The organism is Xanthobacter sp. AM11, assembly GCF_047444035.1.
In the GTDB taxonomy this organism is placed as follows: domain Bacteria; phylum Pseudomonadota; class Alphaproteobacteria; order Rhizobiales; family Xanthobacteraceae; genus Xanthobacter.
In genome coordinates, this window is record NZ_JBLAOA010000001.1 from 2688602 (window position 1) to 2703665 (window position 15064).

The window sequence follows — 15064 nt, forward strand, 5'->3', positions numbered from 1 at the left end:
CAAGGGTGCCGGCACGTCGTGACCATTTGTGGGGACCTTTCCGCCATGCAGCTCAAGGGACTTCTCGCCTCCACCGTCCTTGCCGGGGCGCTCGCCTGCGCCGGCGCGGCCGCCGCGGACCCGGTGAAGGTGGGCCTCGTTTCCACCCTCTCCGGCCCCTCCGCCGTGCTCGGCCAGCACATGCGCGACGGCTTCCTGCTGGCGGTGAAGGAGATGGGCGGCAAGCTCGGCGGGCAGGAGACGCAGGTGATCGTCGTGGACGACGAACTGAAGCCCGACATCGCCGTACAGAAGGTGAAGGGCCTTCTGGAGCGCGACAAGGTGGATTTCGTGGCCGGCGTGGTCTTCTCCAACGTGATGGGCGCGGTGGCCAAGCCGGTGACGGCCAGCGAGACCTTCCTCATCTCCGGCAATGCCGGCCCCTCCACCATCGCCGGTGCCGGGTGCAGCCCGTTCTTCTTCTCCGCCTCCTACCAGAACGATCAGAACCACGAAGTGTTGGGCCAGTATGCCCAGCAGAAGGGGTTCAGGAAGGTTGTTCTGATGGCCCCCAACTATCAGGCGGGCAAGGATTCGCTGGCAGGCTTCAAGCGCTATTTCAAGGGCGAGGTGGCGGACGAGATCTATACCCAGCTCGGCCAGCTGGATTTCTCCGCCGAGCTGGCCAAGATCGCCGCGCTGAAGCCCGATGCGGTCTTCACCTTCATGCCCGGCGGCATGGGCGTGAATCTCGTGAAGCAATACCGGCAGGCCGGCCTTGCCGGCTCGACGCCCTTCCTCTCCGCCTTCACGGTGGACGAGACGACCCTGCCCGCCACCGGCGAGGCGGCGCTGGGCTTCTTCTCCGGCGCCGCCTGGGCGCCGGATCTCGACGTGCCGGCCAACACGGCGTTCGTGGCGGCGTTCGAGAAGGAATATGGCTACATCCCCGCCCTCTATGCGGCGCAGGGCTATGATGCGGCCAAGCTCATCGACAGCGCGCTGAAGGCCACCGGCGGCAAGACCGCCGACAAGGCGGCGGTGCGCGCGGCGCTGAAGAAAGCGGACTTCGCCAGCGTGCGCGGCGACTTCAAGTTCAACACCAACCAGTTCCCCATCCAGAATTTCTACCTGGTGAAGGTGGGCAAGCGCGCCGACGGCAAGGTGGAAACCATGGTGGCGGAGAAGGTGTTCTCCAATTATGGCGACGCCTATGCGGACAAGTGCGACATGAAGTGAGAGAGGGCATCTCTTCTCCCTCCTGCCTGAGGGAGACAGTGCCGGTGCCGATATTTCCCGCCGTCATGCCCCGGCTTGTCCGGGGCATCCACCCCGTCGTTGTTCCGCGGCCAGCCACCTGGTCACGTGTCCCGCCGCACCATGGATCCCCCGGACAAGCCGGGGGATGACGGCAGTGAGGTGGCGGCACCATTCACTCGGCCCTCAATCCAGCCCTCGTCTCCGCCCTCCCCATGAGCCTCACCCTCCTCCTCGTCCAGATCCTCAACGGGCTGCAGCTCGGCATCCTCCTGTTCCTGGTGGCGGCGGGGCTGACGCTGGTGTTCGGGGTGATGGACGTGATCAACCTCGCCCATGGCGTGCAATACATGCTGGGCGCCTATCTCATGGTCACCGCCACGGCGCTCACCGGCAGCTTCTGGCTGGGCCTGCCGCTGGCGCTTGCCGCCGCTTTGGCGCTGGGGCTGGTGCTGGAGCGCCTCGTCATCCGGCCGCTCTATGGCCGCGACCATCTGGAGCAGGTGCTGGCCACCTTCGGCGTCATCCTGTTCGTGAGCGAGGCGGTGAAGATGGCGTGGGGCTCGGCGCCCCTCGCCATTCCCATGCCGCAGGCGCTCTCCGGCTCGGTCCGGCTCATGGAGGGCATCACTTATCCGGTCTACCGGCTGGTGCTCATCGGCGCCGGGCTCGGCGTGGCGGGGCTGCTCTATGTGCTGGTGACGCGCACCCGTACCGGCATGCTGCTGCGGGCGGGGGCCACCAACGCGCCCATGGTTTCGGCCCTGGGGGTGGACATCGCCGGCCTGTTCGCCCGCATCTTCGCCTTCGGCGCCATGCTGGCGGCCTTCGCCGGGGCCATGGCGGGGCCGATCCTTTCGGTGGAGCCGGGCATGGGGGAGGGGCTGCTCATCCTCGCCTTCGTGGTCATCGTCATCGGCGGCATCGGCTCCATCCGCGGGGCGTTCGTGGCGGCGCTGCTGGTGGGGCTGATCGACACGCTGGGCCGCTCCTTCCTCACCGACATCCTCAAGCTGGTGATGTCGGCCCCGGCGGCCAGCGCGGCGGGGCCGGCGCTCGCCTCCATGAGCGTCTACCTTTTGATGGCGCTGGTGCTGTTCTTCCGCCCGCGCGGCCTGTTTCCGGCGCCGGCATGACGCGGCTGGCGCCCCTTCTCCTGTTCGGCGGCCTTGCCCTGGTGCCGGCCTTCGGCGACGCGCCCACCCTGACGCTGGTGGCGCGGGGCATGATCTATGCCCTGGCGGCCACGAGCCTCGGCTTCATCCTGGGGCCGGGCGGGCTTGTCTCCTTCGGCCATGCGGCGGCCATGGGCATCGGCGCCTATGCGGTGGGCATCGCCATGGAGGAGGGCACGCGCGACGCTCTTCTCGCCTTCCCCCTGGCCATGGCGGCGGCGGGCGTGTTCGCGCTGGTCACCGGCGCGGTCTCGCTGAAGACGCGGGGCGTCTATTTCATCATGATCACTCTGGCCTTCGGCCAGATGGCCTTCTTCGTGGCGCAGAGCCTTTCGGCCTATGGCGGCGACGACGGGCTGTCGCTGGCGGCGCGCTCCACCGTGGCCGGCCGGCGCTGGCTGAAGGACCCGGCCACCTTCCATTTTGTGGTGCTGGGCCTTCTGGCCGCCACGGTGCTGGCCTGCCGCATGCTGGCGCGCTCGCCCTTCGGGCGGGTGCTGTCGGCAGGCAAGCAGAACGAGCGGCGGCTGCGGGCGCTGGGGGTGGACCCCTATCCCTACCGCCTGGTCGCCTTCGCCATCGCCGGGGCGCTGGCGGGGCTTTCCGGCGCGCTCTATGCCAATCTGACGGAATTTGTCAGCCCGGCCTATCTCTCCTGGCACCGCTCCGCCGAGCTGATCGTGATGGTGGTCGCGGGCGGCGCGGGCACGGTGCTGGGCCCGGTGGCGGGGGCGCTGGGGGTGGTGCTGGTGGAGGAGGGGCTGTCCCGTCTCACCGAGCACTGGCGCATCCTGTTCGGCCCGCTGCTGGTGCTTTTGGTGCTGGGGCGCGGCGGCCTCGCCTCGCCCATGAAGAGTCTGCGCGGCGGCCTCGCCTCGCCCACGAAGGGTCTGCGCGGCGGCCTCGCCGCGGTTGCGGGGAAGGTGCGCGGCCTCGCCGCCCTGATGGGGGGCCGGCGCGATGGCTGAGGCGCTTCTGCAGATTTCCGGCCTCGCCAAGTCCTTCGGCGCGCTGGCGGTGACGGCCGGGGTGGATCTTGAGGTGCGCACGGGGGAGATCCACGCCCTCATCGGCCCCAACGGCGCCGGCAAGTCCACGCTGGTGGGCGAGATTGCCGGCGAGGTCATGCCCGATGCCGGCACCATCCGCTTCGCCGGCGCCGACATCACCCGCCTGCCGGTGCACCGGCGGGCGCGGCTGGGCCTGTCGCGCGCCTTCCAGATCACCTCCATCTTTCCCGGCTTCACCGCGGCGGAGAATGTGGCGCTGGCGGTGATGGCGGCCCGGCGCCGCACCTTCCGCCTGGTGCGGCCCGCCAGTGCCGATGGCGAGGCGCAGGCGCAGGCGGGGCGCCTGTTGGCCGAGGTGGGCCTGGCCGCCCGCGCCGCCGCGCCCGCCGGCGGCCTCAGCCACGGGGAGAAGCGGGCGCTGGAGCTGGCCATGGCGCTCGCCGGCCGCCCGCGCCTGCTGCTGCTGGACGAGCCCATGGCCGGCACCGGCCCGGCGGAATCCGCCGCCATGGTGGGCCTGCTGGAGCGGCTGGGACGCAGCCATGCCATTCTGCTGGTGGAGCACGACATGGATGCGGTGTTCCGCCTGGCCCACCGCATCAGCGTGCTGGTGGCCGGCCGCATCATCGCCTGCGGCACGCCGGACCAGGTGCGCGCCGATGCGGCGGTGAAGGCGGCCTATCTGGGGGACGGGGCATGAGCGATCCGCGCCCCGGCGATCTGCTTTGCGTCCGCGCCCTCACTGCCGGCTATGGTGCAAGCCCGGTGCTGTTCGGCGTGGATCTCGCCGTGCCCGCCGGCGGCGCGCTGGCACTGATGGGGCGCAACGGCATGGGCAAGACCACCACGGTGCGGGCCGTCATGGGCCTTTTGCCGGCCGGCGGCGGCATCGTCTTCGACGGGATGGAGGTGCGCGGGCTGAAGCCCCACCGCATGGCCCGGCTCGGCATCGGGCTGGTGCCGGAGGGGCGGCAGATCTTCCCCACCCTGACGGTGGAGGAGAACCTTGTGGCCACCGCCGCCCCTGCGCGCCCCGGCCTCGCGCCCTGGACGCTGGAGCGGGTCTACGGCCTGTTCCCGCGCCTTGCCGAGCGGCGGCGGCATTATGGCAATGCCATTTCCGGCGGCGAGCAGCAGATGCTGGCCATCGGCCGGGCGCTGATGACGAACCCGCGCCTGCTCATCCTCGACGAGGCGACGGAGGGGCTCGCCCCGCTGATCCGCGCGGAAATCTGGGCCGTGCTCGCGGTGCTGAAGGGGGAGGGGCTGTCGCTGCTGGTCATCGACAAGCACGTTTCCGCGCTGGCGCAGCTGTGCGACGGCGTGGCGGTGATGGAGAAGGGCCGCGTGGTGCATGCCGGCCCGGCCGCGGCTTTCGCGGCGGATGCAGCTCTGGCGGCGCGGCTGCTGGGGGTGTGAGCAGGCGGGCGCCATGCGCCCAGGGGCGCGGCATTGCGCTGGAGCACGCGCCGTTCGGCTCGCATCGCAAGCTGATCGGCCAACGCGTTCTCTTTTCTGAGTTTAAAGGGCGATTCACCGCCCCTATGGAGTCGCGGCGCGGCTCCATAGGGGCGGGTCGCGCTCCAGGGGCTTGACGGCGCGCGGTGATCGGTGGTCTTTGGGGCTGCGCCCGCCTCTGGCGGCGCCGTAAGCGTCCGACGTCAGGCAACGCATCCAACCCGGTCCCAGGCCGGCCGGATGCGCATCGCAAGCCGGACCTGCCGGGACCGTCCGAAGAAGGATGGCCCAGATGGCCTCTTCCACCCCCTCCCGCAAGCTGCCGGCGCGCTATGCCGGCATCGTCATGCCGCTCGTGCTGTCGGTGCTGATGACCTTTGTGGTCTCCGCCATCGCCACCGCAAAGAGCCTGGGCTTCGGCCCGGACTTCCTCGCCACCTGGCCGACGGCCTGGGGCTTGTCCTGGCTCGTGGCGTTCCCGACGCTGCTGCTGGTCCTGCCCGTGGTCCGCCGCATCGTCGCCTTCGTGGTGGAGGCGCCGGCGCGGTAGCACCAAAAAGAAAGGCGGCCCGGGGGCCGCCTTTTCGTCTGGTCGCGTCGTGCGCTCAATTGTCCAGGAACGACCTGAGCTTGCGCGAGCGGCTCGGATGCTTGAGCTTGCGCAGGGCCTTGGCCTCGATCTGGCGGATGCGCTCGCGGGTCACCGAGAATTGCTGGCCCACTTCTTCCAGCGTGTGGTCGGTGTTCATGCCGATGCCGAAGCGCATGCGCAGAACCCGTTCCTCGCGCGGGGTCAACGACGCGAGAACGCGCGTCGTCGTTTCACGAAGATTGCTCTGGATCGCCGCGTCGATGGGCAGGATGGCGTTCTTGTCCTCGATGAAGTCGCCGAGGTGGCTGTCCTCCTCGTCGCCGATGGGCGTTTCGAGGGAGATGGGCTCCTTGGCGATCTTCAGCACCTTGCGCACCTTCTCCAGCGGCATGCCGAGCTTCTCGGCCAGCTCCTCCGGGGTGGGCTCGCGGCCGATCTCGTGCAGCATCTGCCGGCTCGTGCGCACGATCTTGTTGATCGTCTCGATCATGTGCACGGGAATGCGGATGGTGCGCGCCTGGTCGGCGATGGACCTCGTGATGGCCTGGCGAATCCACCAGGTGGCATAGGTGGAGAATTTGTAGCCGCGGCGGTACTCGAACTTGTCCACCGCCTTCATGAGGCCGATGTTGCCTTCCTGGATCAGGTCCAGGAACTGCAGGCCGCGGTTCGTGTACTTCTTGGCGATGGAGATGACGAGGCGCAAATTGGCCTCCACCATTTCCTTCTTCGCCTGGCGGGCTTCCTTCTCGCCCTTCTGCACCATCTGCACGATCTTGCGGAACTCGGAGATTTCCAGGCCCGTCTCGGTGGCGAGGCCGTGGATGTCGCCGCGCAGGTCGCGGATGGTGTCCTTCTCGTGGGCGACGAAGCCCTTCCAGCCGCGCGAGCCGAGCTTGGAGACGCGCAGCACCCACTTGGGGTCCAGCTCCGAGCCGATATAATTCTTCAGGAAGTCGTCGCGGGTCACGCCATAGCTGTCGGAGAGGCGCAGCAGGCGACCCTCCAGGCCCACGAGGCGCTTGTTGATCTCGTAGAGCTGCTCCACCAGGGCGTCGATGCGGGCCTGGTTGAGGGACAGGCTCTTCACGTCGCCGACGAGGTCTTCCTTCAGCTTCTTCGCCTTGCGCTCCTGCGCCGGCGAGAGGGTCTCGTTCTTCAGCTTGGATTCGACGTTCTGGTCCTGCAGGCGCCGCAGCTTGGTGTAGCTGGAAGCGATGCGGTCGAAGGTTTCCAGCACCTTCGGCTTGATCTCGGCCTCCATGGCGGCGAGCGACATGGAATTCTCCATGTCGTCCTCCTCGCCCTCCGGCCCGGCGCCGTCGCCCAGCAGGCCGTCTTCGCCGGCGTCGGGGGCGAGGGCCGCCTCGTCGCCCAGGGCGGCCGGCGGGTTCTTGCCCTCGGGGCCGGCGTAGGTGGCCTCAAGGTCGATGATGTCGCGCAAGAGCACGCGGCCTTCGGTCAGCTCGTCGCGCCAGATGATGATGGCCTGGAAGGTGAGGGGGCTCTCGCACAGGCCGGCGATCATGGCTTCGCGGCCGGCCTCGATGCGCTTGGCGATGGCGATTTCGCCCTCGCGGGAGAGCAGCTCCACCGAGCCCATCTCGCGCAGGTACATGCGCACCGGATCGTCGGTGCGCTCGGCCGGCTCGGACTTGGTTTCGGAACGGGCGACCGCGCGCGGGGCGGGCTCGGCGAGCTCGCCGCCCTCCGCCTCCTCGGGCTCCTCGACCGTCTCGGCCTCCTCGGTGCCCTCCTCGGCCTCGGCCTCCTCGGCCTCGATGACATTGATGCCCATATCGTTGAGCATCGCCAGGGTGTCCTCGATCTGCTCGGACGTGACCTCCTCGGAAGGCATCACCTCGTTGAGCTGCTCGTAGGTCACATAGCCACGGCGCTTGGCATTCTTGATCATCTTCCGGACAGCAGCGTCCGAGAGGTCGAGCAACGGCCCGTCGGGCGCGTCAGTCTCCTTCTCGGGAGCCTCGGTCGTCTCGGAAGATTGCTTCGCCATGGACTTCTCCTGCTGATCCCGCCGACTGCCAACAGCAGAACGGCGGCGCGGCCCCTCGGCCTCGCCACCTTTTGCCCTTGCGCTCGGGAGCGGCTTCTTTGACGCCATCCCGTTAAACCAGCCTGAACGCGCTTCCAACCCCTATGGTCGATGCGGCAGGCTGCCTTCCATCAGTATGCCAGCGCGGATGCCATCCGGTTCTGGCCAAATTAAGCCCATGCGCCCACGTGCCGCCATAAGCGGCCCATATTCTAGACAGACCGTGCCGACGCCCGGCCGGAGGAGGCACCGAACCCTTCCACCAGGGCCTCGGTTCCCTCTATGGCCGAAAGTCGCTCGCGCACGTCCCTGAGCCAGGCGAAATTGGCCTCGCTCGGGTCCTCCCCCAGGCTGCGCTCGGCTTCCTTGAGCTCCTTAGATAGCGCGTGGGCCTTGTGATGCAAGGCCGTGCGCTGGTGCCACCAGAGCCGCACATCATTCGGTGCGGTATCGGGATAGGCTGGCCAGTCGTGGCGGGGGTTGGCGAGGGCGCGTACCCGCCGCGTCAGCGCTTCCAGGTCCGCCCGTCCCAGCCGTTCCGCCACCGCCTCGGCGTCGAGGCCTTCCAGGTGGGCGGCGATCAGCACCTGCCGCAGGCGGTCGCCCTCCGGGTTGGCGAAGGGCAGGGCCGAGGCCTCCTCGCCCAGCTCGTCCAGCAGGAAGGGGTGGTTGATGAGGCAGAACAGCAGCAAGGCCTCGTTGCGCGGCAGGGCGGCCATGGGCCCGCGCACCAGCGCGCTGCGGGCGATCTCGCCGCTGCGGGGAACCAGCGGCGGGGCGGAGGGGGCGCCGCGCCCGCCCCGGCCGCTGCGCAGGCCCGGCTGCCAGCCTTCCCGTGCGCCGTCCCTCCGGTCCCGCCGCTGGCCCGTGCCCTGCGGGTTCACCAAAGCGGAAAAGCGTCCCATCAGCTCCTGCCGGTAGTGCTTGCGCACCGTCTCGTCGGCGATCACCCCCACCAGGTCCTGCAGGCGCGCCTCCAGCGCCGCCCGGCGCTCGGGGGTGTCGAGGGCGGCGGCCTCGCGCTCGCGCAGCCACAATTCGTCGGCCAGGGGGCGGGCCTGCGCCAGCACCTGCTCCATGGCCTCGCGGCCGGAGCGGCGGATCAGGTCGTCGGGGTCCTGCCCCTCGGGCAAAGCGGCGAAGGCGAGGCTGCGCCCGGCCTTCAGATGGGGCAGGGCGAGGTCCATGGCGCGATGGGCGGCGCGCCGGCCGGCCTTGTCGCCGTCGAACAGCAGCAGCGGTTCCTCGGACATGCGCCAGAGCAGCTGCAGCTGCTCCTCGGTCAGGGCCGTGCCGAGGGGGGCGACGGTGGCGGCAAAGCCGGCCTCCACCATGGCGATCACGTCCACGTAGCCTTCCACGGCAATGACGCGGCCACCGGCCTGCGCCGCGCCCCGCGCGGCAAATCCGTTGTAGAGCAGCGATCCCTTGTGGAAGAGCGGCGTTTCCGGGGAATTGAGGTATTTGGCCGGAACATCCTTCTCCAGCGCCCGGCCGCCGAAGGCCACCACGCGGCCGCGCAGGTCGGTGATGGGGAACATCACCCTGTCGCGGAAGCGGTCGTAGGGCACGGGAATGTCGTCGCCGGCGATGAGCAGGCCCGCCTCCACCATGGCCTCCACCGGCACGCCCTGCTTGCCCAGCGCCTCCTTCAGGTGGAAGCGCTCGGCGGCGGCATAGCCGAGGCCGAACCGCTTCTGCGCCGCCGGGCCGAGCTCGCGATCGGCGAGGTAGCCGCGCGCCCGCGCCCCCAGCCGCGACTGGAGGGTGTCCTCGTAATGCTGCGCGGCAAGGGCCATCACCTCCACCAGGGTGCGCCGGCGCTGCTCCTTGGCCGCGGCCTCCGGCGTTGCCTGGGGCACCGCCAGTCCGGCCATGGCGGCGAGCCGCTCCACCGCCTCGGCGAACGGCAGGCCCTCCGTCTCCATCAGGAAGTCGAACACGTCGCCGTGCTTGCCGGAGGAAAAGCAGTGGTAGAAGCCCTTCTGGTCGTTGACGAAGAAGGAGGGCGTCTTCTCCGCATTGAAGGGGGAGAGGCCGGCGAACTCGCGCCCCTGCTTCTTCAGCTTGACGCGCCGGCCCACCACTTCCGACACCGGCAGGCGGGCGCGGATCTCGTCGAGGAAGGCGGGCGGAAAGCGCATGGGAATCATCAGCTCGGGGCGACGGTTTCGGCGCCGGCCGGCCAGTCTAGCCGGTTCCGGCGGCGCAAGCCAAAATCGATTGCCGGCCCCGCCGCCGTGCCTGCTTTCCTCGTTATCCACAATCGGAATTTCCCGCCGGCCCGGCCCGTGGCCCGTCGCGGGACGATGGACCATGCGGCAACCACTGGTTAGCCTGACCCTGGAATCGGGGGCTGGGCCATGGATGGGATCATTGATTTCCTGAATACCGTGTTCTGGGGCTATGTCCTCATCTACGGCCTGCTGGCGGTGGGAGTGTATTTCACCCTGCGGCTGCGCTTCATCCAGATCGTGCATTTTCCCGAGATGCTGCGTTCGGTGCTGCGGTCGAACGAGACCGACAAGTCCGGCATCACCCCGTTCCAGGCCCTGTGCACCTCGCTGGCCTCGCGGGTGGGCACCGGCAACATCGCCGGCGTCGCCGTGGCCATCACCCTCGGCGGGCCGGGCGCCATCTTCTGGATGTGGATCGTGGCGGCGCTGGGCATGGCCACCGCCTTCGCCGAGAGCACGCTGGCCCAGCTCTACAAGGTGAAGGACGACGAGGGGCGCTATCGCGGCGGCCCCGCCTTCTATATCGCCGCCGGCCTCAAGGCGCCGTGGGCGGGCACCATCTTTGCGGTCTGCCTCATCCTGTCCTTCGGGCTGGTGTTCAATGCGGTGCAGGCCAATTCCATCGCCGAGGCGATGGAGGGCGCGTTCGGCGTGCCCAAGCTGGGCACCGGCCTGGTCATCGCCGCGCTTTCGGGAATCATCATCTTCGGCGGCATCTCCGCCATCGCCCGCACCGCGGAAGTGGTGGTGCCGTTCATGGCGCTGGCCTATGTGGGCCTCGCCCTGTTCGCGCTGGTGACCCACATCTCTGTCGTGCCCGCCATGCTGGGGCACATCGTCGGCAGCGCCTTCGGGCTGGAGCCGGCGGCGGGCGGCATCATGGGCTCGGTGGCGGCGGCCATGCTCAACGGGGTGAAGCGCGGCCTGTTCTCCAACGAGGCGGGCATGGGCAGCGCCCCCAACATCGCCGCGGTGGCGACGCCGGACCCGCACCATCCGGTCAGCCAGGGCTTTGTGCAGTCGCTGGGGGTGTTCATCGACACCATCGTCATCTGCACCGCCACCGCCTTGCTGATCCTCCTGTCCGGCGTGGAGCCGGGGCCGAACCTCACCGGCACCCAGCTCACCCAGGCGGCGCTGGAGGTGCATGTGGGCGGGCTGGGGCGCTATTTCGTGGCCGTCGCCATCTTCTTCTTCGCCTTCACCTCCATCATCGGCAATTATTCCTATGCGGAAAATGCGCTGGTCTTCCTCGGGCACGGCCATGTGTCGGGGGTGATCATCCTGCGCTGCGGGCTGCTGGCCATGGTGGTGTGGGGCTCGCTGCAGAGCGTGGCGACGGTGTTCAACACCGCCGATGCCTCCATGGGGCTCATGGCGTCCATCAACCTGGTGGCCATCGTGCTGCTGTCGGGCATCGTGGCGCGGCTGGCGAAGGATTATCTGGCCAAGCGCAAGGCGGGGCTGGAGCCGGTGTTCGTGGCGCAGGACATGCCCGACCTGCCGCCGGGGGTGGATGCCCAGATCTGGAGCCGCAAATAGGGATGCGGCAGGCCCGCAAGCGGCGGCCGCGCCCGGGGGACGCGGCCGGACGGGGGGTCAGGCGGCGGTGAGCGCTTCCTTCACCCAGCCGGAGGCCTTGCCGAAGTCGATGGCGCCGGCGTGGCGCTCCTTCAGCACCGCCATGGTGCGGCCCATGTCCTTGATGCCCTTGGCCTCGATCTCGGCGATCACCGCGGCGATGGCGGCGCGGGTGTCCGCCTCGGAGAGCTGCTGCGGCAGGAAGGCCTGGATGTAGACGATTTCCTCGCGCTCCTGCTCGGCCAACTCGGGGCGGCCGGCCTCGTCGTAGATCTTCGCGCTTTCCTCGCGCTGCTTCACCATCTTGGCGAGCAGGGCGCGCAGCTCGTCGTCGCTCAGCGGGTCCTTGCCGTGGCCGCGCTGCTCGATGTCGCGGTCCTTCAACGCCGCGTTGATGAGGCGCAGCGTGCCGGTGCGCCGCTTGTCCTGGGCTTTCAGCGACTCTTTCAGAGCCGCATTGATGTCGTCACGAAGCACGGAACGTGTGTCCTTGTCTGAAACCTGTCCGGGAAGGGCGCGCGGGTCGGCGGGAACGGGCAGATGGCGATGCGGCCCCTTCCGCGATGCTGCCACACACAGGGTCTACCTGTGTGGGCGCGCGGCCGACGGGCACCGCGACGCACAAATTCGCGCGCATGACGCTGGAAACGCGGCGCGCGAGCCTCTATCTAGGCGATCCATGACGAACGAACAAGATCACGCTCCGACCGCACCGGCCGAAGGCCGCGCTGCGATGACCTCCGCCGAAGGCTGGAGCGAGCCGCGGCCCACCGCCGTGCTGGTGCTCGCCGACGGCACGGTGCTCGAAGGATTCGGCATCGGCGCCGAAGGCAGCCTTGCCGGGGAAGTGTGCTTCAACACCGCCATCACCGGCTATGAGGAGATCCTCACCGATCCCTCCTATGCCGGGCAGATCATCACCTTCACCTTCCCGCACATCGGCAATGTGGGCACCAATGAAGAGGACATCGAAACGGTGTCCCTGGCCCAGGCCTCCGGCGTGCGCGGGGTGGTGCTGCGCACGGCGGTGACCGACCCCTCCAGCTACCGCGCCACCCGCCACCTCGGCGACTGGCTGAAGGCCCGCGGCATTCCCGGCATCACCGGCATCGACACCCGCGCCCTCACCGCCTTGATCCGCGAGGCGGGAATGCCCAACGCGGTCATCGCTCACGCCGCCGACGGCGTGTTCGACCTGGAGGCGCTGAAGGCGCAGGCCCGCGCCTGGCCGGGGCTGGTGGGCATGGACCTCGTGCCCGGCGTCACCTCGGCCCAGCGATTCGGCTGGGACGAAACCACCTGGGAGTGGGACAAGGGCTATGGCCGGCAGGAGGCGCCGCGCCACCATGTGGTGGCGGTGGACTATGGCGTGAAGCGCAACATCCTGCGCCTGCTCGCCCGCGCCGGCTGCAAGGTCACCGTGGTGCCGGCCACCGCCTCGGCGCAGGACATCCTTGAATTGGCGCCCGACGGCGTGTTCCTCTCCAACGGCCCCGGCGACCCGGCGGCGACCGGGGAATATGCGGTGCCGGTGATCCGCGAGATCATCGCCACCGGCATTCCCACCTTCGGCATCTGCCTGGGCCACCAGATGATCGGCCTTGCGGTGGGCGGGCGCACCGTGAAGATGCACCAGGGCCACCACGGGGCGAACCACCCGGTGAAGGACCTGACCACCGGCAAGGTGGAGATCACCTCCATGAACCACGGCTTCGCCGTGGACCGGGACAGCCTGCCGGCCAATGCGGTGGAGACCCATGTCTCCCTGTTCGACGGCTCCAACGCCGGCATCGCCTTGGCCGACCGCCCGGTGTTCTCGGTGCAATACCATCCCGAGGCGAGCCCCGGCCCGCAGGACAGCCACTATCTGTTCGACCGGTTCGTGGCGCTGATCGAGAAGAACAAGGCGGCCTGAGCGGCGCCCGCGATGCAGGCAAGGAAAGGGGCCGGCATGGCGCGATGCCGGCCCCTTTCGCATTCCGGCGCGGCGGGCGGGGCTTCAGCCCTCCCGCCAGGCCCACAGCAGGTCGTGCATGCCGTCCTTCACGCTAAAGCCCTGGGCCACCAGATGGGCCTTCAGGTCGGAGCGGGTGCGCGGCGGCTGGCGCTGGTCGTGCACCTCGATCACCATCTGGCGGATGCGGGCGAGGGTGGCGGCGGGGGTGCCGTAGAGGATGGCGTATTCCGCCCCCTCGCAGTCCATCTTGAGGAAATCGCAGGTGTCCATGCCGTGGCGGGCGAACACGTCGTCGAGGGTGGTGGTGGCCACCGTCACCTTCTCGCCCTTGGTGCTGAGCAGGGAGCCGGAGGTGGAGACGCCGCCGGTGTTGCCGCGGTGGAAGGTCATTTCCCCCGCCTGGTCGGCCACCGCCTGCTGCATGGCCACGAGACGCCCGGCCGGGGCGAGGGCGGCATTGGCGGAAAGGTGGGCGAAGTTCACCGGGTCGGGCTCGAAGGCGATCACCCGGCCGGCGTCGAGGCGGTGCAGGGCGAACATGCTGAAGGCGCCGATGTTGGCGCCGATATCCACCACCATGCCGCCGGCCGGCACCGGCAGCGGCATTCCGGCGAGATAGGCCTCGTCGAAGAACACCTCCTTGAACTCGTGCAGCACCTCGCGCGGGACCTTCACGTCGAAGCCGGAGCGCAGGCGGAAGCGGGCGAGGGGGGCTTTGGTGAGGCCGTATTTGAACGCGAAATAGGTGGGCCAGTTGGAAATGTTCTTCACGAGATTGGCGTAGCGCATGGCGTGACGGGGCTGCCCTTCTGCGGACCCACGTGGCATGGGTCCTCCCGCCCCCGGCCGGGGGAGAAGCCACTCTTAGAGCGCGATCCGGGCAAATTGAATCAATTTGCTCGGTGAATCGCCCTCCAAACTCAAAAAAGAGAATGCCAATAGGTCAGTCGAGGAAGTGGCCGTGCTCGGCCACATGGCGGGCGAGGCCCAGCGTGTGCTCGCGCACCAGCCGTTCGGCAAGGTCGGCATCGCGCTTCTCGATGGCGGCGACGATGCGGTTGTGGTCCACGATGGAATGCTGGGCCCGGTGATCCTGGCCGATGGTGACCTTGCGCACCCCGCGCATATGGGGGAACAGGCTTTCCGTGGTCTCGGCGATGAGCCGGCAGCCCGACATGCGGATGATGAGCTTGTGGAAGGCGAGGTTGGCCTCGGAATATTCCGAGACATATTCCTCCGGGTCGCGGTCGGCGAAGGCGCGCACATTCTCGCGCAGCTGGCGGATTTCCGCGTCGGTGGCGCGCTCGCAGGCGAGGCGGGCGGCCATGCTCTCCAGCGCCGCCCACACGGTGATCATCTCGATGATCTCGCGCTTGGACTTGCGCACCACGAAGATGCCGCGCCGCGGAACCGAGCGCACGAAGCCTTCCTGCTCCAGGAGCGTCATGGCTTCCCGGATGGGGGTGCGCGACACGCCGAGCTTTTCGGAGAGCTGGCGCTCCTCCAGGCGTATTTCCTCGGCGTGGCTATAGATGTCCATTTCCATGATGGCGGCCTTGAGGGCCTTGTATGCCTTCATCCGGAAGCTCGATTCGGTCTCGATCGGCTTCACGTTGATATCCTGGTACGTCATCCGCACCCCTTCGCCTTAGGCTTTCCCGACGCGGCGCCCGCTGAGTCTCTACGCTGCGCACCAAATACATCATATCAGATGGCAGGCCGCGCGCGTCAGGGCAAGTAATGCCGCATCCACGGACGGATTTGT

The 15064-nt window shown here is 68.7% G+C and carries 13 protein-coding genes; 8 read left to right on the top strand and 5 right to left on the bottom strand.

The features are described from left to right. Positions 1-45: 45 nt before the first annotated feature. From ACI7BZ_RS12425 to ACI7BZ_RS12450, 6 genes are all read left to right on the top strand, one after another. Positions 46-1218, top strand: coding sequence for an ABC transporter substrate-binding protein (locus ACI7BZ_RS12425; RefSeq protein WP_414119157.1), 1173 nt, complete (start codon positions 46-48; stop codon positions 1216-1218). A 233-nt stretch (positions 1219-1451) separates the two neighbouring features. After that, positions 1452-2372, top strand: a complete 921-nt coding sequence (locus ACI7BZ_RS12430; protein WP_414117460.1) for a branched-chain amino acid ABC transporter permease — start codon at positions 1452-1454, stop codon at positions 2370-2372. After that, positions 2369-3379 carry a branched-chain amino acid ABC transporter permease gene (locus ACI7BZ_RS12435; RefSeq protein ID WP_414117461.1) on the top strand — a complete coding sequence of 337 codons (1011 nt, stop codon included), beginning with the start codon at positions 2369-2371 and terminating at the stop codon, positions 3377-3379. Before ACI7BZ_RS12430 ends, ACI7BZ_RS12435 begins: the two co-directional genes overlap by 4 nt. After that, positions 3372-4121, top strand: coding sequence for an ABC transporter ATP-binding protein (locus ACI7BZ_RS12440; protein ID WP_414117462.1), 750 nt, complete (start codon positions 3372-3374; stop codon positions 4119-4121). Before ACI7BZ_RS12435 ends, ACI7BZ_RS12440 begins: the two co-directional genes overlap by 8 nt. After that, positions 4118-4840, top strand: a complete 723-nt coding sequence (locus ACI7BZ_RS12445) for an ABC transporter ATP-binding protein (RefSeq protein ID WP_414117463.1) — start codon at positions 4118-4120, stop codon at positions 4838-4840. The genes ACI7BZ_RS12440 and ACI7BZ_RS12445 overlap by 4 nt, the downstream gene beginning before the upstream one ends. A gap of 331 nt (positions 4841-5171) precedes the next feature. After that, a complete protein-coding gene (locus ACI7BZ_RS12450; RefSeq protein ID WP_414117464.1) occupies positions 5172-5429 on the top strand; it encodes a DUF2798 domain-containing protein in 258 nt (85 codons plus the stop codon). A gap of 55 nt (positions 5430-5484) precedes the next feature. On the opposite strand, the gene rpoD is transcribed toward ACI7BZ_RS12450, so the two are convergent. Beyond that, positions 5485-7485 (bottom strand): RNA polymerase sigma factor RpoD, encoded by a 2001-nt coding sequence (gene rpoD / locus ACI7BZ_RS12455; protein WP_414117465.1) that lies wholly within the window; start codon positions 7483-7485, stop codon positions 5485-5487. Positions 7486-7736: 251 nt separating this feature from the next. Beyond that, a complete protein-coding gene (dnaG, locus tag ACI7BZ_RS12460) occupies positions 7737-9668 on the bottom strand; it encodes a DNA primase (RefSeq protein WP_414117466.1) in 1932 nt (643 codons plus the stop codon). Between the two features lie 219 nt (positions 9669-9887). Here dnaG and ACI7BZ_RS12465 point away from each other — a divergent pair, with 219 nt between their 5' ends. Further along, entirely contained in the window at positions 9888-11303 is a 1416-nt protein-coding gene (locus tag ACI7BZ_RS12465) for an alanine/glycine:cation symporter family protein (protein ID WP_414117467.1), read from the top strand. 57 nt (positions 11304-11360) lie between these two features. Here the strand turns inward: ACI7BZ_RS12465 and ACI7BZ_RS12470 are convergent, their stop codons facing one another. Further along, complete coding sequence (locus ACI7BZ_RS12470; protein ID WP_414117468.1) at positions 11361-11819, bottom strand: GatB/YqeY domain-containing protein; 459 nt, start codon at positions 11817-11819, stop codon at positions 11361-11363. Positions 11820-12075: 256 nt separating this feature from the next. Between ACI7BZ_RS12470 and carA the strand changes: the two genes are divergently transcribed. Continuing rightward, positions 12076-13257 (top strand): glutamine-hydrolyzing carbamoyl-phosphate synthase small subunit, encoded by a 1182-nt coding sequence (gene carA, locus ACI7BZ_RS12475; protein WP_414117469.1) that lies wholly within the window; start codon positions 12076-12078, stop codon positions 13255-13257. Positions 13258-13341: 84 nt separating this feature from the next. On the opposite strand, the gene ACI7BZ_RS12480 is transcribed toward carA, so the two are convergent. Beyond that, the gene (locus tag ACI7BZ_RS12480) at positions 13342-14127 is read right to left on the bottom strand and encodes an FkbM family methyltransferase (RefSeq protein WP_414117470.1); all 786 of its coding nucleotides are present in this window, start codon (positions 14125-14127) and stop codon (positions 13342-13344) included. A 115-nt stretch (positions 14128-14242) separates the two neighbouring features. After that, entirely contained in the window at positions 14243-14932 is a 690-nt protein-coding gene (locus tag ACI7BZ_RS12485; RefSeq protein ID WP_414117471.1) for a GntR family transcriptional regulator, read from the bottom strand. Positions 14933-15064: the final 132 nt, after the last annotated feature.